The sequence below is a fragment of the Bradyrhizobium septentrionale genome (assembly GCF_011516645.4).
Taxonomy (GTDB): domain Bacteria; phylum Pseudomonadota; class Alphaproteobacteria; order Rhizobiales; family Xanthobacteraceae; genus Bradyrhizobium; species Bradyrhizobium septentrionale.
The window spans coordinates 3340122-3364891 of record NZ_CP088285.1; the positions used below are offsets into that span (position 1 = coordinate 3340122).

Annotated in this window: 21 protein-coding genes and 1 pseudogene; 10 read left to right on the forward strand and 12 right to left on the reverse strand. The window is 65.7% G+C overall.

Annotation, left to right across the window (positions count from 1 at the left end; genetic code table 11):
• Positions 1-11: 11 nt before the first annotated feature.
• Positions 12-2279, reverse strand: a complete 2268-nt coding sequence (ptsP, locus tag HAP48_RS17585; protein WP_166212128.1) for a phosphoenolpyruvate--protein phosphotransferase — start codon at positions 2277-2279, stop codon at positions 12-14.
• Between the two features lie 454 nt (positions 2280-2733).
• Positions 2734-3987, reverse strand: coding sequence for an aspartate kinase (locus tag HAP48_RS17590; protein WP_166212125.1), 1254 nt, complete (start codon positions 3985-3987; stop codon positions 2734-2736).
• Between the two features lie 220 nt (positions 3988-4207).
• Between HAP48_RS17590 and HAP48_RS17595 the strand changes: the two genes are divergently transcribed.
• The 3 genes from HAP48_RS17595 to HAP48_RS17605 all read left to right on the forward strand — a co-directional run bounded on the left by HAP48_RS17595 (position 4208) and on the right by HAP48_RS17605 (position 6509).
• Positions 4208-4675, forward strand: coding sequence for a PH domain-containing protein (locus HAP48_RS17595; RefSeq protein WP_166212122.1), 468 nt, complete (start codon positions 4208-4210; stop codon positions 4673-4675).
• A 14-nt stretch (positions 4676-4689) separates the two neighbouring features.
• Positions 4690-5442 carry a bifunctional 2-polyprenyl-6-hydroxyphenol methylase/3-demethylubiquinol 3-O-methyltransferase UbiG gene (ubiG, locus tag HAP48_RS17600; protein WP_166212119.1) on the forward strand — a complete coding sequence of 251 codons (753 nt, stop codon included), beginning with the start codon at positions 4690-4692 and terminating at the stop codon, positions 5440-5442.
• Between the two features lie 167 nt (positions 5443-5609).
• The gene (locus tag HAP48_RS17605; RefSeq protein WP_166212116.1) at positions 5610-6509 is read left to right on the forward strand and encodes a DMT family transporter; all 900 of its coding nucleotides are present in this window, start codon (positions 5610-5612) and stop codon (positions 6507-6509) included.
• Position 6510: 1 nt separating this feature from the next.
• Here HAP48_RS17605 and HAP48_RS17610 read toward each other — a convergent pair whose 3' ends face one another.
• The 5 genes from HAP48_RS17610 to HAP48_RS17630 form a co-directional block, all read right to left on the reverse strand.
• Positions 6511-6951 carry an EamA family transporter gene (locus HAP48_RS17610; RefSeq protein ID WP_166212113.1) on the reverse strand — a complete coding sequence of 147 codons (441 nt, stop codon included), beginning with the start codon at positions 6949-6951 and terminating at the stop codon, positions 6511-6513.
• A gap of 128 nt (positions 6952-7079) precedes the next feature.
• Positions 7080-7559, reverse strand: coding sequence for a DUF1178 family protein (locus tag HAP48_RS17615; RefSeq protein WP_166212110.1), 480 nt, complete (start codon positions 7557-7559; stop codon positions 7080-7082).
• Complete coding sequence (locus HAP48_RS17620; RefSeq protein ID WP_166212107.1) at positions 7556-8434, reverse strand: carbon-nitrogen hydrolase family protein; 879 nt, start codon at positions 8432-8434, stop codon at positions 7556-7558. Before HAP48_RS17620 ends, HAP48_RS17615 begins: the two co-directional genes overlap by 4 nt.
• Positions 8434-8706 (reverse strand): glutaredoxin 3, encoded by a 273-nt coding sequence (grxC, locus tag HAP48_RS17625; RefSeq protein WP_166212104.1) that lies wholly within the window; start codon positions 8704-8706, stop codon positions 8434-8436. Before grxC ends, HAP48_RS17620 begins: the two co-directional genes overlap by 1 nt.
• Before the next feature lie 29 nt (positions 8707-8735).
• Positions 8736-9545: a ComF family protein gene (locus HAP48_RS17630; RefSeq protein WP_166212101.1), complete on the reverse strand. Its 810-nt coding sequence runs from the start codon at positions 9543-9545 to the stop codon at positions 8736-8738.
• A 78-nt stretch (positions 9546-9623) separates the two neighbouring features.
• Here HAP48_RS17630 and HAP48_RS17635 point away from each other — a divergent pair, with 78 nt between their 5' ends.
• Positions 9624-10466 (forward strand): methyltransferase domain-containing protein, encoded by an 843-nt coding sequence (locus HAP48_RS17635; protein WP_166212098.1) that lies wholly within the window; start codon positions 9624-9626, stop codon positions 10464-10466.
• A 277-nt stretch (positions 10467-10743) separates the two neighbouring features.
• Here HAP48_RS17635 and HAP48_RS17640 read toward each other — a convergent pair whose 3' ends face one another.
• From HAP48_RS17640 to HAP48_RS17650, 3 genes are all read right to left on the reverse strand, one after another.
• The gene (locus tag HAP48_RS17640; protein ID WP_166212094.1) at positions 10744-11154 is read right to left on the reverse strand and encodes a (deoxy)nucleoside triphosphate pyrophosphohydrolase; all 411 of its coding nucleotides are present in this window, start codon (positions 11152-11154) and stop codon (positions 10744-10746) included.
• A 192-nt stretch (positions 11155-11346) separates the two neighbouring features.
• Positions 11347-12588, reverse strand: a complete 1242-nt coding sequence (gene argJ / locus HAP48_RS17645) for a bifunctional glutamate N-acetyltransferase/amino-acid acetyltransferase ArgJ (RefSeq protein ID WP_166212091.1) — start codon at positions 12586-12588, stop codon at positions 11347-11349.
• A gap of 352 nt (positions 12589-12940) precedes the next feature.
• Positions 12941-13870: a peptidylprolyl isomerase gene (locus HAP48_RS17650; RefSeq protein WP_166212088.1), complete on the reverse strand. Its 930-nt coding sequence runs from the start codon at positions 13868-13870 to the stop codon at positions 12941-12943.
• Positions 13871-14238: 368 nt separating this feature from the next.
• Between HAP48_RS17650 and secA the strand changes: the two genes are divergently transcribed.
• Positions 14239-17103, forward strand: coding sequence for a preprotein translocase subunit SecA (gene secA / locus HAP48_RS17655; RefSeq protein WP_166212085.1), 2865 nt, complete (start codon positions 14239-14241; stop codon positions 17101-17103).
• A 57-nt stretch (positions 17104-17160) separates the two neighbouring features.
• Here secA and HAP48_RS17660 read toward each other — a convergent pair whose 3' ends face one another.
• The gene (locus tag HAP48_RS17660; protein WP_166212082.1) at positions 17161-17595 is read right to left on the reverse strand and encodes a VOC family protein; all 435 of its coding nucleotides are present in this window, start codon (positions 17593-17595) and stop codon (positions 17161-17163) included.
• 186 nt (positions 17596-17781) lie between these two features.
• The gene (locus tag HAP48_RS17665; protein ID WP_038387042.1) at positions 17782-18225 is read right to left on the reverse strand and encodes a MarR family winged helix-turn-helix transcriptional regulator; all 444 of its coding nucleotides are present in this window, start codon (positions 18223-18225) and stop codon (positions 17782-17784) included.
• Positions 18226-18403: 178 nt separating this feature from the next.
• Here HAP48_RS17665 and HAP48_RS17670 point away from each other — a divergent pair, with 178 nt between their 5' ends.
• The 5 genes and pseudogenes from HAP48_RS17670 to HAP48_RS17690 all read left to right on the forward strand — a co-directional run bounded on the left by HAP48_RS17670 (position 18404) and on the right by HAP48_RS17690 (position 24768).
• Entirely contained in the window at positions 18404-19585 is a 1182-nt protein-coding gene (locus HAP48_RS17670; protein ID WP_166212079.1) for a substrate-binding domain-containing protein, read from the forward strand.
• 90 nt (positions 19586-19675) lie between these two features.
• Complete coding sequence (locus HAP48_RS17675; protein ID WP_166212076.1) at positions 19676-20857, forward strand: substrate-binding domain-containing protein; 1182 nt, start codon at positions 19676-19678, stop codon at positions 20855-20857.
• 272 nt (positions 20858-21129) lie between these two features.
• The gene (locus HAP48_RS17680) at positions 21130-22644 is read left to right on the forward strand and encodes an amidase (protein WP_166212073.1); all 1515 of its coding nucleotides are present in this window, start codon (positions 21130-21132) and stop codon (positions 22642-22644) included.
• Positions 22645-22686: 42 nt separating this feature from the next.
• Positions 22687-23544, forward strand: coding sequence for a branched-chain amino acid ABC transporter permease (locus HAP48_RS17685; RefSeq protein ID WP_029079578.1), 858 nt, complete (start codon positions 22687-22689; stop codon positions 23542-23544).
• Between the two features lie 4 nt (positions 23545-23548).
• A pseudogene (locus HAP48_RS17690) lies at positions 23549-24768 on the forward strand (substrate-binding protein).
• Positions 24769-24770: the final 2 nt, after the last annotated feature.

The window sequence follows — 24770 nt, forward strand, 5'->3', positions numbered from 1 at the left end:
CGACAGCGTCGCTACAAGGCCAGCCCCTCGGTTTCCGCAAATTTCGTCAGCGCCGCGCGGATCGACACGCTGCCGACCGGCGCGTCGAGCAGCGGATTGATCATCGCCTCGGCCTTCGTGGCGTCGAGGTCGAGGATCATCGCCTTGACCGGGCCGTGCGCAGTTGCTGACAATGAAAGCGAACGGTAGCCAAGCGCGATCAGCGCCAGCGCGCCGATCGGTTTCGAGGCCATCTCGCCGCACAGCGAGGCGGCTTTCTTCGCGGTCTTGGCCTTGCGCACGATGTCGCGCAGCGCGCGCAGGATCGGCGCCGACAGGATGTCGAAGCGTTCGGAGACCTTGGCGTTGCCGCGGTCGACCGCAAACAGGAACTGGAACAGGTCGTTGGAGCCGACCGAGACGAAGTCGACCTTCTTCAGGAGCTCGTCGAGCTGGTAGAGCAGGGCCGGCACTTCCACCATGGTGCCGATATCGATGCGCTCGGGCAGCGAATGGCCATGCTGGCGCAGATAGGTCAGCTCGCGCTCGACGATCGCCTTGGCCTGGTCGAACTCGGCGATCTCGGAAATCATCGGGAACATGATCTTCAGCGCACGGCCGCCGCCGGCGCGCAGCAGCGCGCGGATCTGGCCGCGCAACAGGCCGGGGCGGTCGAGGCCGAGCCGGATCGCGCGCCAGCCGAGCGCGGGATTTTCCTCGGTCACGGTCTCCATATAGGGCAGCGCCTTGTCGCCGCCGATGTCGAGCGTGCGGAAGGTGACGGGCTTGGTGCCCGCGGCGTCGAGCACGGTGCGATAGAGCGCGAGCTGGTCGCTCGAGCGCGGCAGGCTCGGGCTCACCATGAACTGCAGTTCGGTACGGAACAGGCCGATGCCGGCGCTGCCGGTGTCCTCGATATGCGGCAGGTCGATGGTGAGGCCGGCATTGATCAGAAGCTCGACCGGCTGGCCGTCCTTGGTCACGCACGCCTTGTCGCGCAGCGCCGAATATTGCGCCTGCCGCCGCGCCCGGAAGCGGACGCGCTCGGCGTAGGCCGATTCGATCTCGGCGGAGGGACGGACATAGATCTCGCCGGAAATGCCGTCGACGATGATGGCGTCGCCCGGATCGGCGATGCCGGGCGCGTTCGGCACTTCGCCGACCGCGGGAATGCCGAGCGCGCGCGCCACGATCGAGACGTGGGAGTTCGCGGTGCCTTCCTCCAGCACCAGGCCGCGCAGCCGCTTGCGGTCGTAGTCGAGCAGCGCCGCGGGACCCATCGCGCGGGCGATCAGGATGGCGTTGTCGGGCAGCTGCTCGCGCGACGGCGCATGGTCCTGGCCGACCAGCTGCCGCATCAGGCGGTGGCCGAGATCCTCGAGGTCGTGCAGCCGGTCGCGCAGATAGGGATCGGTCGAGCGCAGCATGCGGGCGCGGGTATCGGACTGCACGCGTTCGACGGCGGCTTCCGCGGTGAGGCCGGTGGCGACCGCTTCATGCAGCTTGTGCGACCAGCCCTGGTCGTTGGCGAACATGCGGTAGGCTTCCAGCACCTCGCGGTGCTCGCCGCCTTCGGCGACGTCGCCGCGCTCCAGCATGCGGTCGAGATCGGCGCGCAGATTGGCCAGCGCGGTGTCGAGCCGCTTGACCTCCTTCGGCAGGTCCTCGGCGATGTAGTTGGTGATGACGACGCGCGGCTCGTGCAGCACGACATGGCCGAGCGCGATGCCGTCGGAGAGCACCGCGCCGGTCTTGTGCAGCGAGTGCCGTGCGGCGGGCTCGGCGCCGGGCTGGGCCAGCGCGGCAAGCTCGCCGGAGGCGATCATCTCCGCCAGCACCATGGCGGTGGTCTGCAGCGCCTCGACCTCTTCCTCGACATAGGTGCGCTTGGCGCGGTTCTGCACCACCAGCACGCCGAGCGTGTTGCCGGCGCGCAGGATCGGCACGCCGAGGAACGAGTGGTAGGCCTCTTCGCCGGTTTCCGGGCGGTAGGCGAAGGCCGGATGGCTTTGCGCGTCGGACAAATTGAGCGGCGTCGCCTCGCTGGCGACGAGGCCGACCAGGCCCTCATGCGCGCTCATCACGGTGCGGTGCACGGCGTCGCGGTTCAGACCTTCGGTGGCGTAGAGTTCGAGCGTGTTGTCGACGCGCAGCACGTAGCAGGAGCAGACCTCGGCCACCATGTTGGCCGCGATCAGCACCACGATCTTGTCGAGGCGCTCCTGGGCGGAGACTTGCTCCGCCATGGTTTCGCGGAGCCGTCTCAACAGGATGCGGGGGCCTCCCGACGCGCTCCGCATATGCTTCAATCCCTCCCCACGAGGCCGGCGCACCGGGCCGGCCGGCCGCTGGCGCAAAACTCGTCAAAAACAACAATTTTAGTCATTCGGCGTCGCCGCTCGCGCCAGTTCCCGCCGATTCGGGATCGCTGAAACTGTGCCACAGTTTGCGACAGCCCACCTGACTGGCCGTATAGCCAATCGAGGCTCGCTTTGCCAAGCAAAACGCCTGCCAGTAGCAAATAACGTCTGCGTCAGCTCAATGCTGCGCCCGCTAAGAGAAATTCTAACTCCGGGACGGGGGTACTGGAGACCGCCTGTTCCGAGTGTGAGGGGCCGGGGCCATCCGCTCGTCATTCCGGGGCGCGCCCCTTGGCGCGAGCCCGGAATCCATCGGGCCGCAAGCCAAGCGGTGGAATGGATTCCGGGCTCCCGCTTCGCGGGCCCCGGAATGACGAGGGCTGCTTTGCTAACCCTACGCCTGATCCAGCCCGTACAGGGTGTGCAGCGTGCGCACCGCGAGTTCGGTGTAGGCGGCGTCGATCAGGACCGAGAACTTGATCTCGGAGGTGGTGATGGCGCGGATGTTGATGTTGCGCTCGGCCAGCGCCTTGAACGCCTTCGCGGCGACGCCGGCGTGGCTGCGCATGCCGCTGCCGATCACCGAGACCTTGGCGACGTCGGTCGCGGTGTCGAGCCTGATGTAGCCGATCTTGGCCTTGGCGGAGGTGATCGTGTCCTTGGCGCGATTATAGTCGGTGGCCGGCACGGTGAAGGTGAGGTCGGTGGTCTTGCCGTCCTCGGACACGTTCTGCACGATCATGTCGACATTGATGTTGGCATCCGCGAGCGGCCCGAAGATCGCCGCGGCCACGCCGGGCTTGTCCTCGATCTGGCGCACGGAAATCTGGGCTTCGTCCTTGGAGAAGGCGATGCCGGTGACGACGTGCATTTCCATGATTTCCTCCTCGCTGCAGATCAGCGTGCCCGGCGGCGTGCCGTGCGGGTCGATATCCTCAGGCTTGTCGAAGCTGGAGCGCACGAAGATCGGCATGTTGTGCACCATGCCGAGTTCCACCGAGCGAACCTGCAGCACCTTGGCGCCTTGCGAGGCCAGCTCCAGCATGTCCTCGAACGCGATCTTGTCGAGCCGGCGCGCTTTCGGCACCACGCGGGGGTCGGTGGTGTAGACGCCGTCGACGTCGGTGTAGATGTCGCAGCGGTCGGCGCGCAGCGCGGCCGCGATCGCCACCGCCGAAGTGTCCGAACCGCCGCGGCCGAGCGTGGTGATGCGGCCGGTCTGCGGATTGATGCCCTGGAAGCCGGCGATGACAGCGACTTCCTTGCGCTCCTTGAAGCGGGTGATGATCTCGGTGCCGTCGATGTCGAGGATGCGCGCCGAGGCATGCGCTTCCGAGGTCTTGATCGGGATCTGCCAGCCCTGCCAGGAGCGCGCCTGGATCCCGATGCCCTGCAGCACGATCGCGAGCAGCCCGGAGGTGACCTGTTCGCCGGAGGCGACCACCGCGTCATATTCGCGCGCGTCGTGCATCGGCGAGGCGTCGGTGCACCAGCCGACCAGTTCGTTGGTCTTGCCGGACATCGCGGAGACGACGACGGCGACCTCGTGGCCCGCGTCGACCTCGCGCTTCACATGCTGCGCGACATTGCGGATGCGATCGATATTGGCGACGGACGTACCGCCGAATTTCATCACGAGGCGGCCCATGACGACGCGTCTATTCCTTTAAGAGGATAAGTAGGTTAACCCACGCCGAAAACCGCAAGCGCGGGGACCGAAAGGCGCGTATACATAGCGCCGCGCCCGGGGGCAAGCCGCTTCCTGGGGGTCCCTTGAGGGTCTTTTGGGGTGTTTCTACCGGTTGCGGGCGGGCTGTTGCGCGAGGGTAACGCAAGGGTAGCGCGAGGGTAATTCGAAGGCGGATCGGATGGGGCGTTACATCGACGAAATCCTGCAGCCTGGCGAGAAGGTGCTGTATTCCACCAACGCGCACTGGATGTTCTATCTGCCGGCGATCGGGGCCTGGATCGTGGTGCTGGTGCTCCTGATCCTGTCGCGGATGACGGCGGTCGACGGCCTCACCCTGGCCTGCCTGGCGGCGGCTGCAGTGGTCGCCGTTGCGGCACTCTACTGGACCGTCACGGCCTGGTTCCATCGCTGGACCACGGAAACCGACGTCACCAATTTCCGCGTGGTGCACAAGAGCGGCTTCATCAAGCGGCGCACCTTCGAGATGAGCCTCGACAAGGTCGAGAGCGTCGACGTCAACCAGAGCATCATGGGGCGGCTGCTCAATTATGGCGACGTCACCATTCGCGGCGTCGGCGAGGGCATCGAGACCATCAAGACCATCGCCTCGCCGCTATCGTTCCGCAATTCGATCACCGCGCGATAGGGGCGCGCGCAATCATGGCCACAACGCTTTCCAACGCCTCCGCCAACTCGGTCGATCCGGCCGAGGTCGCGAAGTTCTCGAAACTGTCGGATGAATGGTGGGATCCGCACGGCAAGATGGCGCCGCTGCACAAGATCAATCCGCTGCGCCTGACCTATATCCGCGACGCCGCCTGCCGCAAGTTCGAGCGCAACGCCAAGAGCCTGAACTGCCTGTCCGGCCTGCGCCTGCTCGACATCGGCTGCGGCGCCGGGCTGCTGTGCGAGCCGTTCACGCGGTTAGGGGCCCAGGTGATCGGGATCGATCCATCCGCCACCAACATATCAGCGGCCAGGCTGCACGCCGACAAGGGTCATCTGTCGATCGACTACCGCTGCACCACGATCGAGGAGATGGACGTGCGCGAGCGCTTCGACATCGTGCTGGCGATGGAGGTGGTCGAGCATGTCGTCGATGTCGGCGCCTTCGTCAAGCGCTGCACGGCGATGCTCAAGCCCGGCGGGCTGATGGTGGTCTCGACCTTGAATCGCAACTGGAAGAGCTTTGCGCTGGCGATCGTCGGCGCCGAATATGTGCTGCGCTGGCTGCCGCGCGGCACCCATGAGTGGAGCAAGTTCGTCACCCCGGCCGAGCTCGAGCGCTATCTCGGCGACGCCGGTCTCACCGTCACCGAGCAGGCCGGCGTGGTCTACAACCCGATCGCCGACAAATGGAGCGTCTCGTCCGACATGGACGTGAACTACATGGTGGTGGCGGAGGAGGTGTGAGCTGAAGGTCTCGGCCACACGATAGGTGTCGTCCCTGCTTTCGCAGGGAAGACAGCGAGTTTGAGGCGGGCGCCCAGCCCTGTCATGCGGCGCGTCGGTTGACCGCACGCGCCGCGCCGGGCACGCTGCGCGCGTACTCCCGCCCAGGCACACTTCCCTTATCCCGCATGCTCACGATCGCCTCGCTCTGGATCCCCTTCACCATCGTCGCTGCGTTCGGGCAGGTGGCGCGCAATGCGATGCAGCGGCATCTGACCGGGCCGCTCGGGACCTGGGGCGCGACCAATATCCGCTTCCTGTTCGGCCTGCCGTTCTCGGTGGTGTTCTTCGCGCTGGCGGTGCTGCTGACCGGCGATGCCGTGCCGTGGCCGGCGTCGTCGTTCTGGCCGTGGCTGCTGTCCGGCGCGCTGAGCCAGATCGTCGGCACCGGCTTCATGCTGCTGGCGATGAACGACCGCTCCTTCGTGGTGACCACGGCCTACATGAAGACCGAGGCGATCCAGACCGCGATCTTCGGCTTCATCTTCCTCGGCGACCATCTCACGACGCCTAAGGTGATCGCGATCGTGATCGCCACGGTCGGTGTCGTCATCACCGCGCTGCGGCCCGGCGGACAGAAGAGTTTTGGCGACCTGCGCCCGACCGTGCTCGGCCTCGGCGCGGCCGCGGTGTTCGCGATCTCGGCGGTGAGCTTTCGCGGCGCGATCATTGCCGTGCCGTCGGTCTCGTTCGTGACGGCGGCCTCCTACACGCTGATGTGGAGCCTGTTCGTCCAGACGCTGATCCTGTCGGTCTATCTGTTGCTGCGCGCGCCCGACGTGCTGCGGAAAATCCTCGGCCTGTGGCGGCCCTCGATGTTCGCGGGCTTCATGGGTGCGTTCTCCTCGCAGTTCTGGTTTTTGGCCTTCGCGCTCACCGCCGCCGCCAATGTGCGCACGCTGGCGCTGATCGAGGTGCTGTTCGCGCAGGGCGTGGCGTATTTCTCGCTCAAGCAGCCGTTCTCGTTGCGTGAGGTGTTCGGCATTGTCCTGATCGTGATCGGCGTCGCGCTGCTGATCGCGGCGTAGGTCAGCCCTTCACCGCGATCAGCACCGCGCCGGCCGAGATCAGCGCGATCCCGAGCCAGCCATAGGCCGAGGGGCGCTCGCCGAGGAAGACGGCGCCGAACAGCGCCACCAGCACCACGCTGAGCTTGTCGATCGGCGCCACCAGCGTCGCCGGGCCGAGCTTGAGCGCGCGGAAATAGCAGATCCACGAGGCGCCGGTGCCGAGCCCCGACAGCAGCAGGAACAGCCAGGTTTTGGCCGAGATCGGCCCGGACTGGGTGAACTGTCCGGTCGCGAACAGGATCGCCGATAGCGTGATCAGCACGATCACGGTGCGGATCAGCGTGGCGAGATCGGAATTGATGCCCTCGACGCCGACCTTGGCGAAGATCGCGGTCAGCGCCGCGAAGATGGCCGAAAGAAACGCCCAGACCTGCCAGGAGGGAAATGTCTCGGGGGTCATTCGGGGGCTCGCCGGTTTAGCCCACCCGTCATTGCGAGCGAAGCGAAGCAATCCATAGCGCAACAAGCATGAAGCTGGATTGCTTCGTCGCTTCGCTCCTCGCAATGACGAGAGCGAAACGGTGCGCGTCAGTTCCTGTCTTCCGGCAGCGTCGGCAGCGGCGAGACTTCGACGCCCTCGTCGATCAGCGCGCGCGCCTCTTCGGGCGAGGCCTCGCCATAGATCGGCCGATGCTCGATATCGCCGTAATGCATCTTGCGCGCCTCGTTGGGGAAGCGCTCGCCGACATTGTCGGCGTTCTTGACGATGTGGTCGCGCAGCTCCTTCAGCTTGGCGCGCAATTCGCGTTCCTGCGCCATCATCAGCGACGTCGATTCGCCGGCGGGTGCCTCGGCGGGGGCAGGCGACGCTGCGGGGGCTGGCTGAGCCTTTTCGCGGCCCTTCTTGCCGATGATCTGCGGCGCCATGATCGCGCGCTCGACCTTGCTCGACCCGCAGGCCGGGCAATCGATTAAATGACGCCGCTCCTGCGATTCATAGGCCGAGGAGCTTTGGAACCAGCTCTCGAACTGATGGCCGTGCTCGCAGCGCAGCGTGTAGCGGATCATGCCGAACCCCGGACCAGGTGCAGATGTTCCGGGCCCGCCTTGGGGTCGGCGATGCCGAAACGCCTGCCGTGCTGCAGCGAGGGAATGGTCTTGCGCGCGGTCTCGACCTTGGCGGGATCGATTTCGGCCAGGAACACGCCCGGCTCGACGCCACCCTCGGCGAGGATCTCGCCCCAGGGGTCGATGATCAGCGAATGGCCGAAGGTCTCGCGCTTGTTCTCATGCAGGCCGGCTTGCGCCGCGGCGAACACGAAGCAGCCGGTCTCGATGGCGCGGGCGCGCAGCAGCGTGTGCCAATGCGCCTCGCCGGTCTTGCGGGTGAAGGCGGACGGCACCGTGAGGAAGGAGGCGCCGGCCTCGGCCAGCGCGCGGTAGAGCGCCGGGAAGCGCACGTCGTAGCAGATCGTCAATCCGATCCGGCCCCAGGGCAGGTCAGAGATCACCGCGGTCTCGCCGGGCTGGTAATTGGCCGATTCGCGATAGCTCTCGCCGCCCGGCAGATCGATATCGAACATGTGGATCTTGTCGTAGCTCGCGAGCACATTGCCCTCGGGCCCGATCAGGAACGAGCGGTTCACCGCCTTCTCCGGCGAATAGCGCAGCGCCAGCGAACCGATATGCAGATGGATCTTCAATTCGGCGGCGAGCGCGCGGTAGGCCTGCAGCGACTTGTCGTCCTCTTCGCTCGCTAAGTGCTCGAACAGCGCCTTGCGGTTCAGCTGCATCATGTTGCTGACCTCAGGGGTCAGCACGTAGTTGGCGCCCTGCGCCGCGGCTTCGCGGATCAGCCGCGTGCCCTGCTCCAGGCTCGGCTCCGGCAGCAGCCCGGTGCGCATCTGCACCATGGCGGCGGTGAAAGTGGTGCTGTCGGCCATCAGGCGCCGCCTCCGTTGCTGAGCAGGCGGTCGAGCTTGCCCTCGCGGTCGAGCGCGTAGAGCTCGTCGCAGCCGCCGACATGGGTCTTGTCGATGAAGATCTGCGGAAAGGTCGTGCCGGCCCCGGCCCGGTCGTACATCTCGTCGCGATAGGCCGGGTTGCTGGCGACGCTCAATTCGGTGAACGCGGCGTTCTTGCGGGTCAGCAACGATTTGGCCGCGGTGCAATAACCGCAGCCCGGGCGGGTGTAGATTTCGATGGCAGCGGTCATGGTGCGCTCGGTTGAACCAGAATACGAGATTATATGGGAGCGCGGTGGGTATCGACAACCCGGGCGAACACCAGCACGTCGACCTGCGACGCCTTGGCCCGCAGCAGCGCCCGCGCGCAGGCATCGACTGTCGCGCCCGAGGTCAGGACGTCGTCGACCAGGATCACGCGGCGGCCCTGGATCTCAGCTTTGCGTTCGGCGGCGACCCCGAATGCGCCCTGCACATTGCTGGCGCGGTCCTTGCGCGACAGCCCGATCTGCTGCTCGGTGGCGCGGACGCGCCGCAGCGCCTCGGACACCATTTTGACGCCGCTCTGGCGCGCGATCACCTTGGCGAGCGCGCCGGACTGGTTGTAGCGCCGGCTCCAGCCGCGCCGCCAGTGCAGGGGAACCGGCACCAGCATGTCGGCCTCTTGCAGCAATTCCTTCCCCGCGCGCGCCATCCATCGGCCCATTGTTGGCGCCAGATCGGTGCGATCCTGGTATTTCAACGCGTGCACCAGCGTGCGCGCGACGTCGTCATAGCGCACCGCGGCGCGGGCGCGGTGGTAGGACGGCGGATTGGCGATCGCCTCCATCGACAGCAGCTCGGGCCCGGGGTCATAGACGAAGGGAATGCCGAGCCGCGGGCAGAACGGCTGTGCGATGAACGACAATTTGGCCCAGCACGCCGCACAGACGCCCTCGCCATGAACCGGCTCGCGGCAGGACACGCACAGCGTCGGCAGCGCGATGTCGAGCGCCAGCCGCGCGGTGCGCAGCCACGCGCCCCCGACCGCGCCGAGCGCGCTGCGCAAATGGCTTGCAACGGAGCGTGTCGGTGATGCCTCGGCGTCCATGGAAGTCGAGGCTAGCGTTTGAGCCGCGTTGGCTCAAGGCGCATTGCCTGCGACCGCGGTCCGGCGTAACCAGCCGGCATGGCACCGACCCCGGCAACTGCCCCCATTCTGTTCGATCGCGCCTTGCTCGGTGCGCGGCTTGCGCGCGCGCGGCGCGAGGGGGCGGCGACATTTTTGCTCGAGCGCGCCACGGAGGACATGGCAGACCGCTTGCAGGCGGTGTCGCGCAGCTTTTCCTCAGGCGTCGACGTCTGGACGCCGGGCGACGGGCTCGCGGACGCCTTGCGCGGGCGGGTCGCCTCGGTTGATGCGATCGGCTTTGCTGAGGCGGAGTCGCTCGGCCTGCCGCCGGAATCGCGCGATCTCGCGGTCTCTGCGCTCGCCTTCCAGTTCGTCAACGATCTGCCGGGCGTGCTGGCGCAGATCCGGCGCGCGCTGAAGCCGGACGGGCTCTTGCTCGCGGCGATGCTCGGCGGCGACACGCTGACCGAGCTCAGGCAAAGTTTTGCCGTGGCGGAGGCCGAATGCGAGGGCGGGCTGTCGCCGCGCGTCGCGCCGTTCGCCGATCTGCGCGACATCGGCGCGCTGTTGCAGCGGGCCGGCTTCGCGCTGCCGGTCACCGACGTCGACCGCGTCGTGGTGCGCTATGCCAGCGCGTTCGCGCTGATGGCCGATCTCAGGCGCATGGGCGCGACCAACGTGCTGCGCGAGCGCCGTCACACCCCGACCCGCCGCGCCACCATGCTGCGCATGGCGCAAATCTACGGCGAACGCTTCGCCGATCCCGACGGCCGCATCCGCGCCACCTTCGACATCGTCTGGCTCTCCGGCTGGGCGCCGCATGACAGCCAGCCGAAGCCGCTGCGGCCCGGCTCGGCGATGGCGAGTCTTGAAGCGGCGGTGAAGGGCGCGAAGCGTTAGGGACGCGAAGTGCCAGGGCTCCCTCTCCGTTTGCGGGCAGGGCTATCGCATCCGGCTATCGGCCATGACTGGAAACGTCGGCCGAAGCGCGCAACTGCCATACGCCCTGGGGCGAGCGTCCGTCTGTGCGATTTCGGAATATTGGAAGAATACCCGTGAGTTGCCCGAGGCGTCAAGTCGCATGGTCGAACGCCGGCCACCGCCGGCTACTTTGCATGGGGTTGTTTTCGATATTTTGGCAGCGCGCTTCCCTCGCAAGCGGGAGAGGCGAAGAAGACTACAGCAACAAATCGATCAGATGCGGCAGCAGCGGGATGTCCGCGGGCGGCATCGGGTAGTCGCGCAGTTTGTTGGCGCGCACCCAGGCGAGGTTCTGGCCTTCGCGCGCCACGACCATGCCCTCCCAGCGCCGGCAGATGTAAAGCGGCATCAGCAGATGGAAGGTCTCGTAGGCGTGGCTGGCGAAAGTCAGCGGCGCGAGGCACGGCTCGCTCACGGTGATGCCGATCTCCTCGTGCAACTCGCGGATCAACGTCTGTTCCGGACGCTCGCCGGGCTCGATCTTGCCGCCCGGGAATTCCCACAGGCCGGCCAGCGCCTTGCCCGCGGGGCGCTGCGCCAGCAGCACGCGCTTGTCGGCATCGACCAGCGCGCAGGCGACGACGAGGGTTAGCTTGATGTCAGCCATGCGGGGCCAAGGTCCAGATGCGGTGTTGGCGGAGATTCTGTCATTGCGAGCGAAGCGAAGCAATCCATCTCTCTGCACGCTCGAACAGATGGATTGCTTCCGCCTTCGCTAAAGCTACGGCCGACAGGTTGTCGCTTCAGCGTAAAATTGCTTTGCAATTTTGTCGCGAGCTCCTCGCGATGACGGCGATGCTTACGACCTGTAATCGCCGTTGATCGCGACGTATTCCTTGGTGAGGTCGCAGGTCAGCACGCGGTCGCGGGCCTTGCCGAGGCCGAGCGCGACCTTGATCTGGATCTTCGGCGCCTTCATCGCCTCCGACACCTCTTTCTCGTTGTACGACGGATCGCGCGCGCCGCTCTTGGCGACGCGGATGCCGTTGAAGGAGATCGAGAGCTTGTCGCGGTTGGCGGGCTCGCCGGCCTTGCCGACCGCCATCACCACGCGGCCCCAATTGGCGTCCTCGCCGGCGATCGCGGTCTTCACCAGCGGCGAATTGGCGATCGACATCGCGATCTTGCGCGCCGACGGCTTTGTCGTCGCGCCCTCGATCACGACCTCGACCAGCTTGCGCGCGCCTTCGCCGTCGCGCGCCACCTGCTCGGACAAATTGGCGAGGATCTGCTGGAACGCCTTGGTGAACGCCTTCAGGCGCGGGTCGCTGGCGCGCGAGATTTTTGGCGCGCCATTGGCAGCCGCGGCGCCGGTTGCAAACGCCAGCAGCGTGTCCGAGGTCGAGGTATCGCCGTCGATGGTCAGCGCATTGAAGGTGTCCTCGACGCCGGTCTTGAGCAGCGATTGCAGCACCGACGCCGACAGCGGCGCGTCGGTGAAGATGAACGACAGCATGGTCGCCATGTCGGGCATGATCATGCCGGCGCCCTTGGCCATGCCGTTGATCGTCACCTTGGCCTTGCCGAGCTTCACGGTCGCGGTGGCGACCTTCGGGAAGGTGTCGGTGGTCATGATCGCCTTGGCAGCGTCCATCCAGCGATCGGCCGTCGCGGTCTCCGCAAGCTGCGCCAGCACGCCGTCGAACTTGGTGGCGTCGAGCGGCTCGCCGATCACGCCGGTCGAGGCAAGGAACACCTCCGACGTCGAACAGCCGACCGCCTTCGCCGCGATCTGCGCGGTCAGCGCGGTGGACACCTTGCCGGTCTTGCCGGTGAAGGCGTTGGCGTTGCCGGAATTGACCACCAGCGCACGCGCGTTCCCGCCCTTCAGCTTGGCACGGCACCATTCGACCGGCGCCGACGGGCATTTCGACTTGGTGAAGACGCCGGCCACCGTGGTGCCCTTGTCCAGCAGCGCGAGCAGCACGTCGGTACGCCCCTTGTAGCGGATGCCCGCGGCAGCGGTCGCAAGCCGCACACCCGCGATCACGGGCATCTCGGGAACGTCTGGCGGGGCGAGGGGGGAGACGGCGGTGGACATGAGGCGCTTCCGGCTACGGGGAGGGAAGCGCTGCTTATCATCTCGCAGGCCGAAGCGGGAGAGGGCGAAGCCACGATTGCGGCTGTCACTAATTGTTCAAAAAACTTGGTCCGGGCCGCCTCTCACCTCCCCTTGAAAAGAGGAGGTCGCTTTGCTCGTCAGAGCAAAGCGGGTGGGGATCTGTTCCCTCCACAAACAGTGTCGTATGCGGCTGACCCCCATCCCGACCTTCCCCCTTTCAGGGGGAAGGGGAAGAGCTCGCGAGCTGGCTTTATTACGGGCTACACATCACCCCTGAAACGCAAATGGCCGGGACATGCCCGGCCATCGCAACTGCGTCGTCTCGTGACGCTTACTTCTTCGCCGGCGCCATCTTGTTGTCGGCGGGCTTCGGCGCGTCCTTGGCCGCATCCGCCGGCGGGGTCGCCGCGTCGGCCGGCTTGTCCAGGCGCTCGACCTTGGCGGCCTCGCGCAGCTTGGCGACGTAGTCGGCCTGGGCCTTGCGGGTCACATAGGTCTCGATCTGGGCCTTCACCTGCTCGAAGTCGGGCGCCTTGCGGCTGCGCTTTTCCTCAACCTTGATGATGTGCCAGCCGAACTGCGACTTGACCGGATCGGAGATCTTGCCCGGCTCGAGCGAGAAGGCGACCGCGGAGAATTCCGGCACCATCTGCTCCTTGGTGAAGAAGCCGAGGTCGCCGCCGTCGGAGGCGCCGGGATCCTTGGACTTCTTCTTGGCGAGCTCGGCGAAGTCGGCGCCCTTGTCGAGCTCGGCCTTGATCGCCTTGGCCTCGTCCTCGGTCTCGACCAGGATGTGGCGGGCGCGCACCTCCTGCTCGCCGGTGATCTGCTTCGCCGCCTCGTCATAGACCTTCTTCATGGCGTCGTCGGTGGTCGCCGCCTTGCCCTCGCTGGCAAGCAGGCTGTCCATCAACAGGCGGTTGCGGGTGAAGGCGAGGCGCTTCTTGAAGTCGTCATTGTTCTCGATCTTCTTGTCCTCAGCGGCCTTGGACACGATCTTCATGTCGATCAGGAACGACAGCACGTTGTCTTTCTTGGTCGCGGGGTCCATCTGGGCCAGACTCGGGCCGAGTTCCTCCTCGGCGAGCGCCACGTCGCTGGCATGGATCTCGGAACCGTTGACCTTCGCCAGCACCGGGTCGGATTCCGCGGCGCGGACCGGAAGGCCGGCAGCCAGCACTGCGACAAGACAGCCCGTGGCGGCCAGGGTGGCGAGGCCGAGGCGCAGGCCGGTTTTGGTTTCCGGAGGCGAGGTGGTCATGCAAAATCCTTGTCTCAAAGGGGGGGAGCTCGAGCGGGGCGGACACTCGCCCAATCGTGTTACATTGGCAACGCGAAAGTCTTGTCAAAATGATGAATTCCTTGACATCTTGCCAGCGTTGACAACCCCCCGACCGGGCCATATCTCTGGCCAACCGTGTCGGCGGTGAGAGCGCTTATTTTGCTGCGTTTTTCGCCGTTGAACCCAGGATGGCCTGTTTCCCACTCAATTGGCGGAGGAGCCCCGGGTCGGGGCTCGAACCGTAGCGCGTCACGGTGAGTTGATAGGCGATCTGGCGGACCATCTCAGGCTGCAATCCAAGACCTAAATTCAAGACCTAACTCAAGACCGAAGAACAGGAATTTCGCATGATCGGCGCGCTCGCCCGCAAGTTTTTCGGCTCATCCAACGACCGTCGGGTCAAGGGCTATCAGTCCCGCGTCAACGCCATCAACGCGCTTGAGCCCGACCTCGTCAAACTCACCGACGACGAGCTCAAGGGGCGCACCGCCGAATTCAAGCAGCAGCTCGCCGGCGGCAAGACGCTCGACGACATCCTGGTTCCGGCCTTCGCTACGGTGCGCGAGGCGGCCAAGCGGACGCTCGGCCAGCGCCATTTCGACGTTCAGCTGATCGGCGGCATGGTGCTGCACGAGGGCGACATCGCCGAGATGAAGACCGGCGAAGGCAAGACGCTGGTCGCGACGCTCGCGGTCTATCTCAACGCGCTCGCCGGCAAGGGCGTCCATGTCGTCACCGTCAACGACTACCTCGCCCGCCGCGACTCCGCCTGGATGGGCCAGATCTATGCGTTCCTGGGGCTGACCACCGGCGTGATCGTGCACGGCCTCGACGACGCCGAGCGCAAGGCCGCCTATGCCTGCGACATCACGTACGGCACCAACAACGAATACGGCTTCGACTATCTGCGCGACAACATGAAGTACCGCCTGGAGGACATGGTCCAGCGCGAGCACTTCTATGCGATCGTCGACGAAGTGGACTCGATCCTGATCGACGAGGCGCGCACGCCGCTGATCATCTCCGGCCCGCTCGACGACCGTTCGGATTTCTACAACACCATCGACACCTTCATGCCGAAGCTCGCCAAGAAGGACGACTACGAGGTCGACGAGAAGCAGCGCACGGTGACGCTGACCGAAGGCGGCATGGAGAAGCTCGAGAACTTGCTGCGCGACGCCGGCCAGCTCAAGGGCGAGTCGCTGTACGACGTCGAGAACGTCTCCGTCGTGCATCACGTCAACCAGGCGCTGCGCGCGCACACGCTGTTCACCCGCGACAAGGACTACATCGTCCGCGATGACGAGGTCGTCATCATCGACGAGTTCACCGGCCGCATGATGCAGGGCCGCCGCTATTCGGAAGGCCTGCACCAGGCGCTGGAGGCCAAGGAGCACGTCACGGTCCAACCCGAGAACCAGACGCTGGCCTCGATCACCTTCCAGAACTATTTCCGGATGTACCAGAAGCTGTCCGGCATGACCGGCACGGCGCTGACCGAAGCCGACGAACTGTTCGACATCTACAAGCTCGAGGTCGTCGAGATCCCGACCAACCTGCCGGTGGCGCGCCTCGACGAGGACGATGAGGTCTACCGCACCCAGAACGAGAAATACGCCGCGATCCTTGCCGAGATCGAGCGCGCCAACAAGCGGCTGCAGCCGGTGCTGGTCGGCACGGCGTCGATCGAGAAATCGGAAGTGCTGGCCGAGTATCTCAAGAAGCACGGCTACAAGCAGATCGACTTCGGCGCCGAATCCGGCATGGAGAAGCTTTACGCTGCGGCGCGCGCCGGCAAGCCGGCAAAGCTGTTCGCTGTGCTGAACGCCCGCTTCCACGAGCAGGAAGCCTATATCGTCGCGGAAGCCGGCGTGCCGGGCGCGATCACGATCGCGACCAACATGGCCGGCCGCGGCACCGACATCAAGCTCGGCGGCTCGCTCGAGATGCGGATCCAGCAGGAGACCGGAGGAATCACCGACGAGGCCGAGAAGGCCAGGAAGATCGAGCTGATCAAGGCCGACATCGAGCGCTTCCGCGAACTCGTGCTGAAGGCGGAAGAGGATTTCGAGGTCGAGCCTGCCAAGGGCAACAAGCCCGCCAAGACGGTGAAGAAGCCGGGCGGCCTCTACATCATCGGCTCCGAGCGTCACGAATCCCGCCGCATCGACAACCAGCTGCGCGGCCGTTCCGGCCGTCAGGGCGACCCCGGCCGCTCGAAATTCTTCCTGTCGCTGGAAGACGATCTGATGCGCATCTTCGGCTCCGACCGGCTCGACAGCATGCTGCAGCGGCTCGGCCTGCAGGAGGGTGAGGCGATCATCCATCCCTGGATCAACAAGGCGCTCGAGAAGGCGCAGCAGAAGGTCGAGGCGCGCAACTTCGATATCCGCAAGAACCTCTTGAAGTTCGACAACGTCCAGAACGACCAGCGCAAGGTGATCTTCGACCAGCGCGTCGACCTGATGAAGGACGACAGCGTGGTCGAGACCGTGACCGACATGCGCCACGCCTTCGTCGAGGACGTGGTCACCAAGCACATCCCCGAGCATGCCTATGCCGAGCAGTGGGACACCGCGGGCCTCAAGGAAGAGCTGAAGCGCGTGCTCGATGTCGACCTGCCGGTCGACGAATGGGCCAAGGAAGAGGGCATCGCCGACGAGGAGCTGCTCAACCGCATCGAGAACCATGTCGACGAGCGCATGGCGGCGAAGGTCGCGCAATGGGGCCCCGACGTGATGCGCTACGTCGAGAAGACCATCCTGCTGCAGACGCTGGACCATCTCTGGCGCGAGCACCTGATCATGCTCGACCATCTGCGCCAGGTGATCGGCCTGCGCGGCTACGGCCAGCGCGATCCGTTGCAGGAGTACAAGACCGAAGCCTTCAACCTGTTCCAGGAGATGAGCGCGCATCTGCGCGAGGCAGTCACCGCGCAATTGATGCGGGTCGAGATCGTGCCGCCGGAGGAGCCGCCGCAGCCGCTGCCGATGATGGAAGCGCACAAACTCGATCCCAACACCGGCGAGGACGAGTTCGCCCAGGCCCGCCTGACCGAAGCCACCTACGCCCAGGCCTCGCTGGCGCCGGCAATGTCCGCCGCCGACCGCGATCCGAACAACCCCACAAGCTGGGGCAAGGTCGGCCGCAACGAGGACTGCCCCTGCGGGTCAGGCAAGAAGTACAAGCACTGCCACGGGCGGTACGCGTAAGCCGCCGCAGCCAATGACGCGGCGGGCGATTGGCCCGCCGTCGAAGCCGCATCGCCGTCAGCCGGCGTAGGCCTTGTCGAGGTCGGCGATCACGATCTTCTGCATCTTCAGCATCGCCTGCATGACGCGGTCGGCCCTGACACGGTCGGGGTCGCTGAGATAGCGGCCGAGCGCGGATGGGATCACCTGCCAGGACAGGCCGAAGCGGTCCTTGAGCCAGCCGCAGCGCGATTCCTGGCCGCCGTCGGTGAGCTTTTCCCAGAAGTAATCCACCTGCTGCTGGGTCTCGACGCTGAGGAAGAACGACACCGCCTCGTTGAACTTGTGCTGCGGCCCGCCATTGAGCGCGTAGAACCGCTGCCCTTCGAGCTCAAAACTCGCCATGAAGTCGCTGACGGTCTCGATCTCGGCGTTCGGAAACACCGACTTGTAGAACGCGACCGCATCGCGGACGTTGTTGTCGAGCCAGAGGAACGGCGTGATCGAAGGCATGACGGGGTGTCCTCGCTATCTGTGGATCGGGTGGACCTCAAGCGCCCGGGCGCGAAGGCTGCGCCGCGGGCGCGCCCAAAGGACGCAGCACATGGCCGCGTCCCGACATTTGCAGCCGGTCTTTTTTGAGGGTTCGAGAGCGGCCAGGACGGCGCGCCCCGTCGGTGCGTCAGGCCCGTCGCGGCGTCAGTTGGCGCTGCCGATCAGGCTTTCCAGCAGGCGCTTGAGCTCGGTGGTCGACTTGTCGCCATAGCTCTCGACGATGTGCTCTTCCTGGCTCACCGCGAGCGAGTTCAGTCTGCGGCACAGCGCCTTGCCGCGGTCGGAGACGAACATCAGCACCTTGCGGCGATCCTTGGGGTCCTGGACGCGGTAGACCAGGGCGTCCGACACCATGCGGTCGATCATCTTGGTCAGCGTCGGATGGTTGAGCAGCACCGCGTCGGCGAGCTCGCCCATCGAGTGGCCGTTGCCGTCGGATAGAACTTTAAGGATGCGCCATTGCTCGACCGGGACGCCTTCCTTGGCGAGCCGCGTCTCCAACTGCCGGTTGATCTCCCGGTTGGCCTGCGCCAGCAGGTAGGTGAGATGTTCGGTGATCGGGGAATTTTCTTTCGGCGGTTTAGCCACGGCGTGAGACCTGGTTCCTGACCCGGTGAATGAATGTCCGGCAACGCATGCCGTTTCTATATGCACTTCAATTGTTGAATATTCAATATTTTCCCCTAGGATATTCCCCCAACCAAAGGGCGGATGCCGCGACCGCCCGCTGGCTGCGTTGCGTACTGCTTCCCAGACAGGAGTTGGCGTGCTCTCGACGGTCTCTTTTCAGGCGTATGGCGGCTTGCCCGTCGCGCCGCCGCACCTGTTTCGAAGCCCGTCATCCAGCGCGGCCGATCTTGCTTTGACCGTCCGGCCGGGCTCCTCGCGCCGGCGCGGCACCGACGGCAAGCTCCGGATCGGCAATTTCATCACCTTCTCGGGCGCGCCCGGGATCTGGGGACCGATCTCGGCCAACAGCGTCATGCTGGCGATCGCCGAGATCAACAAGCGCGGCGGCATCCGCGGCCGCGAGGTCGAATTGTCGATGTACGACGCCGGCGGTCCGATCGAGGACGTGGTGCGCCGCGCCGAGCGGGCGATCGCCTTCGACGAGATCGACGTGATCATGGGCTCGCACATCAGCGCGGTCCGCCTTGCGCTGCGCAAGGTCACACGCGGCCGTATCCCCTATGTCTACACGCCGGTCTATGAGGGCGGCGAGCGGACGCATGGCGTGATGGCGATCGGCGAGACGCCGCGCGCCGAAAGCCGGCCGGCGATCCACTGGCTCGCCGAGGTCAAGAAGGCGCGGCGCTGGTACCTGATCGGCAGCGACTATGTCTGGCCCTGGCAGGCGCATCGCGCGGTGAAGCGCTACATCAAGGAAGCCGGCGGCCAGGTGGTCGGCGAGGAATTCGTTCCGCTCGGCGAGGACAATCACGAGCCGCATCTGGCGCGCATCCGCGCCGCCAGGCCCGACGTCGTGCTGATCACCCTGATCGGGACCGACAGCATCACCTTCAACCGCGCCTTTGCCGAGGCCGGGCTCGCCGCCACCACGCTGCGTTATGCGGGCGCGATGGACGAGACCGTGATGCTCGGCATCGGGCCCGACGCGACCGAGAACCTGTTCTGCGCCTCCGGCTATTTCGGCTGCGTCGATTCGCGCGCCAATGACGACTTCCGGACCAGCTACCGTGCGATGTTCGGGGCGCACGCGCCGCCGATCGGCTCGGTCGGGCAGTCCAATTACGAGGGCATGCGCTTCCTCGAGGCGGCGGCCAGCCGTGCCCGCTCGCTGTCGCTGGGGCCCTTGCTCGCCGCCGGGCGCAACGTCGTCTACAGCGGCGCGCGCGGCACTGTGACCATTCGCGACGGCCGCGCCGAAATGCCGATCTATCTTGCCGAAGCCGACGGTCTCGACTTCAATGTGATCAAGACGATCTAGAATGGTACCGTCGCCGGTGAGGGCGATGCCGCGCTCGCCGCGGCGGGCCGGTGCCAGACAGGAGCAGGTGTGCATTCGAGGCTCAACGTCATGGCAAGAAACTTGAATTACAGGGGTGGAGGCCTCCCGTTCCCGCCGTCCCTGCTGTTCAGGAACCTGGCGTCGGCGTCCGATCGGGTATTTTCGCCGATGGATCGCGGTGGTTTCGGTCCGCGCGGTGCCCGGAACCGGCTGCGGATCGGCGGCTTCGTCTGTTGCACCGGCTCGCCCGGGATGTGGGGTCCAGCCGCCACCTCGATCGCGCAGCTCGCTGTCGCCGACATCAACCGGCGCGGCGGCATCCTCGGCCGCGAGATCGAGTTCTCGGTCTACGACGCCGGCGGGCCGCTCGACGACGTGCTCGACCGCGCCGAGCAGGCGATCGCGTCCGACGAAGTCGATCTCATCATGGGCTTGCACACCAGCGCGGTGCGCGTCGCGCTGCGCGACCTCATCACTCGCAGCCGCATCCCCTACATCTACACGCCGGTCTATGAGGGCGGCGAGCGGACGCCGGGCGTCATCGCGATCGGCGAGACGCCGCGCTGGCAGAGCCGGCCGTCGATCCACTGGCTGGCCGAGGCGAAGCGTGCCTCGCGCTGGTACCTGATCGGCAGCGATTATGTCTGGCCGTGGCAGTCGCATCGCGCGGTCAAGCGCTACATCAAGGAGACCGGCGGCGAGGTTGTCGGCGAGGAGTTCGTCCCGGTCGGCGAGGACAATCACGAGGCGCATCTGGCGCGGATCCGTGCGGCAAAGCCCGATGTGGTGCTGATCTCGCTGATCGGCACCGACAGCGTGACCTTCAACCGCGCCTTCGCCGATGCCGGGCTCGCCGCCACCACGTTGCGCTTTGCCACCTGTTTCGACGAAACGGCGCTGCTCGGGATCGGCGCTGACAAGACCGAGAACCTATTCTGCGCCTCCGGCTATTTCCCCGGCGCCGGCTCGCAGGCCGGCGACGAATTCAGGGACCGCTATCGCGCGATGTTCGGTCCGTTCGCGCCGCCGGTCGGATCGTGCAGCGAGTCCGCCTATGAAGGATTTTGCCTGCTCGAGGCCGCCGCCAGCCGCGCCGGCACGCTGGAGATGCGGCCGCTGCTCGCGGCAGCTGACAACCTCGTCTACCGCGGCCCGCGCGGGCCCGTGACGGTTCGCAGTGGCCATGCCAGGATGCCGATGTATCTTGCCGAAGCCGACGGCCTCGACTTCAGGGTGGTCAGGGCGATCTGACCTTTCTTACCTCTCCCGCTTGCGGGGGAGGTCGGATTGCATCGAAGATGCAATCCGGGTGGGGGCTCTCTCCACGATACGACTTGTGGCGGCACCCCCACCCCGGCCCTCCCCCGCAAGCGGGAGAGGGGTTTTGCGAAATAATACTTGAAAAGGAAAATATTTCCGTTTTGAATACAGCGACGGGGTGAGCGGTTCGCGCGTGCCAACGCGCCGCTGCTGCCCTGCGCCGAGGGGATCAATTCCAAGTTCAAAAGCTTCAGGAGAGCGCCGTGACCGTCGTCCTTCCCACGCCAACGCAACTTCGTGCCGTCGCCGAGCAGTGTGGCCTGTCCCTGACCGATGAGGACGTGGCCTCGTTCCGCGGCCTGATGCAGGGCTCGATCGATGCCTACAACGTCGTGGCCGCGATGCCGGACGAGCTGCCGGTGGTGAAATATCCGCGCACGCCGGGCTATCGCCCGAGCCCAGAGGAAAACCCGCGCAACGCCTGGTACCGCAAGGCGACCGTGAAGGGCGCGAGTTCCGGCAAGCTCAAGGGCAAGACGGTGGCGCTGAAGGACAATATCATGCTGGCCGGCGTGCCGATGACCAACGGTTCGTCGACGCTGGAAGGCTATATGCCCGATTTCGACGCCACCATCGTCACGCGTATGCTCGACGCCGGCGCCGAGATCGCCGGCAAGGTGCACTGCGAACATTTCTGCCTGTCCGGCGGCAGCCACACCGGGTCCTACGGGCCGGTGCACAATCCGCACAAGATGGGCTATTCGGCCGGCGGCTCGTCGTCGGGTTCCGGTGTCGTGGTCGCGCTCGGCGAGGTCGACATGGCGATCGGCGGCGACCAGGGCGGCTCGATCCGCATGCCGTCCTCGTTCTGCGGCACCTACGGCATGAAGCCGACCTGGGGCCTCGTGCCCTATACCGGCATCATGCCGATCGAGATCTACGTCGACCACACCGGCCCGATGACCGCGACGGTGGAAGACAATGCGCTGCTGCTCGAAGTGATCGCCGGCGACGACGGCTATGACCCGCGCATCAAGGCGCCGAAGGTCGAGCAATACACCAAGGCGCTCGGGGCCGGCGTCAAAGGCATGAAGATCGGCATCCTCAAGGAAGGCTTTGAGCAGCCGACCGCCGAGGCCGCGGTCAACGAAAGCGTCCGCGAGGCGGCCAAGCGCTTCAAGGATCTCGGCGCGTCGGTCGAAAACGTCTCGATCCCGATGCACATGGCCGGCGGTGCGATCTGGACCCCGATCGGCACCGAAGGCCTGACCCAGACCATGATGTTCGGCGACGGCTACGGCCTCAGCCGCTCCGACCTCTATTCGACCTCGCTGATGGACTTCCATCGCGGCTGGCGCCGTCAGGCGGATTCCCTGTCCGAGACCACCAAGCTGTTCATGATGCTCGGCACCTACATCAACAACAATTTCGGTCCGCGCTTCTACGGCAAGGCGCTCAACATCTCCCGCCGGCTGGCCGCGGCCTACGACAAGGCGTTCAAGGATTACGATCTGCTGCTGATGCCGACCACGCCGATGAAGGCGACGAAGTTGCCCGAGGCCAATGCAAGCCGCGAGGAATATGTCGCCCGCGCGCTCGAGATGATCTCCAACACCGCGCCGTTCGACATCACCCATCACCCGGCGATGTCGCTGCCCTGCGGCATGGTCGACGGGCTGCCGGTCGGCCTGATGCTGGTCGGCCGGATGTTCGAGGAGCAGACCATCTACCGCGCCGCGCATGCCTTCGAGCAGGCCGGCGACTGGAAGAAGATGTGAGGCGCCGCTTGTCGCAGACGCACAGGGTACGGATCGGACGCCATGGCCACTAGCTTCGCCGCGGCGTTCGAGATCATCAGCTTCGGCGCGATCATCGTCCTGGTCGTGCTCGGGCTCGGCATCATCGCCAGCATGATGGGCATCTTCAACTTCGCGCAGGGCGAGTTCGTCCTGCTCGGAGCCTATGTGACCTATCTGGCCTACGCCCACGGGGCGCCGGTCTGGGCCGGCATGATCGCCGCGCCCTTTGTGGTTGGCGCGCTCGGCTTCGTGCTCGAGGCGCTGATCATCCGGCGGTTCTACGCCGCGCCGATCGTGGCGATGCTCGGCACCTATGCGCTCGGCCTGATCATCCGCGAAAGCGTGCGCGGCCTGATCGGCGGCTTCTATCTCACGGTGCCGGAGCCGATCGGCGGTTCGATCGACCTCGGCTCGATCCACATCTCGGCCTGGCGCTTCACCATCATCGTGATCACGCTTTTGGTGATGGGCGGCTGCTATCTCTTGCTGGCGCGCACCAGCTTTGGGCTGCGGGTCCGCGCCACGCTGGAGAACCCGGCGCTGGCGCGCGCCTCGGGCATCTCGACGCCCCTGATCTACGGCGCGACCTTCGCGTTCGGCGCGGCGCTGGCCGGACTTGCCGGCGCGCTGATCGTACCGGTGTTCAGCCTCTTTGCCGATCTTGGCATACGATTCCTGATCCAGGGCTTCGTCGCCGTGATGGTCGGCGGGGTCGGCTCCTTCATCGGGCCGGTCGCCGGTGCCGGTCTGATCGGCACGCTCAGCGCGGCGCTGCCATGGGTGATGTCGCCTGTTGTCGCCGACGTCCTCGTCTTCGTGCTCGCCATTGCCTTCATCAAATTCCGGCCGCAAGGCCTCATTGCTGGGAAAGGGGTCTAATCAGATGTCGATTGAACGCATGAACCTTACGCGCCGCCGCTTCATGAGCAACTTTGCCTTCGCGACCGGCGCGCTCGCGACCGGGGTCGGCAGCTGGGTGGTCAGGCCCGACTGGGCCAACGCCGCCGACGGCCCGATCAAGGTCGGCATCGCGACCGATTTGACCGGCCCGATCGCCTATGCCGGCAACGCCGACGCCAACGTCGCCAAGATGGTGATCAAGGAGATCAACGCCGGCGGCGGCCTGCTCGGCCGGCCGCTCGAACTCTATATCGAGGACACCGCCTCGAACGAATCGGTCGCGGTCGGCAATGTCCGCAAGCTGATCCAGCGCGACAAGGTCGACATGGTGCTGGGCGGCATCACCTCGTCGATGCGCAACGCGATCAAGGACCCGATCGTGGCGCGCGGCAAGACGCTCTACATCTACCCGCAGCTCTACGAGGGCAAGGAGTGCACGCCCTATCTGTTCTGCACCGGGCCGACCCGGCGCAGCAATGCGACGAATTCATTCCCTGGCTGATCAAGAACGGCGGCAAGAAGTTCGCGCTGCCGAGCGCCAACTACGTCTGGCCGCACACGCTCAACGTCTACGCCCGCAAGGTGATCGAACAGAACGGCGGCGAGGTCGTGTTCGAGGAATACTACCCGCTCGACCAGGTCGACTTCTCGTCGACCGTCAACCGCATCGTCTCCAACAAGGTCGACGTCGTCTTCAACACCGTGATCCCGCCGGGCGTCGGCCCGTTCTTCAAGCAGCTCTATGAAGCCGGCTTCCTGAAGAACGGCGGGCGGCTCGCCTGCGTCTACTATGACGAGAACACGCTCAACATCAACCAGGCCAACGAGATCGAGGGCCTTGCCAGCTGCCTCGACTATTTCAAGGTGCTGACCAAGGAGAGTCCGTTCGATGCCAAGCTCCAGGCGGCCTATGATAAGGAGTTTCCCGGCAACATCCTGTTCGCCGCTGGCAGCGCCGCAACCGGAACCTATCGCGGCCTCAAGCTGTGGGAAGCGGCGGTCAAGGAAGCCGGCAAGGTCGACCGCGATTCGGTCGCGGCCGCCCTCGACCACGCCAAGATCGCCGAAGGGCCCGGCGGCCCCGCCGAGATGGTTCCCGGCAAGCGTCACTGCAAGATGAAAATGTACACGGCCGTTGCCAAAGGCGGGAACTATGAGATCGTGGCACGCAGCAACGGTCTCGTTGATCCCAAGGAATGCTGAGC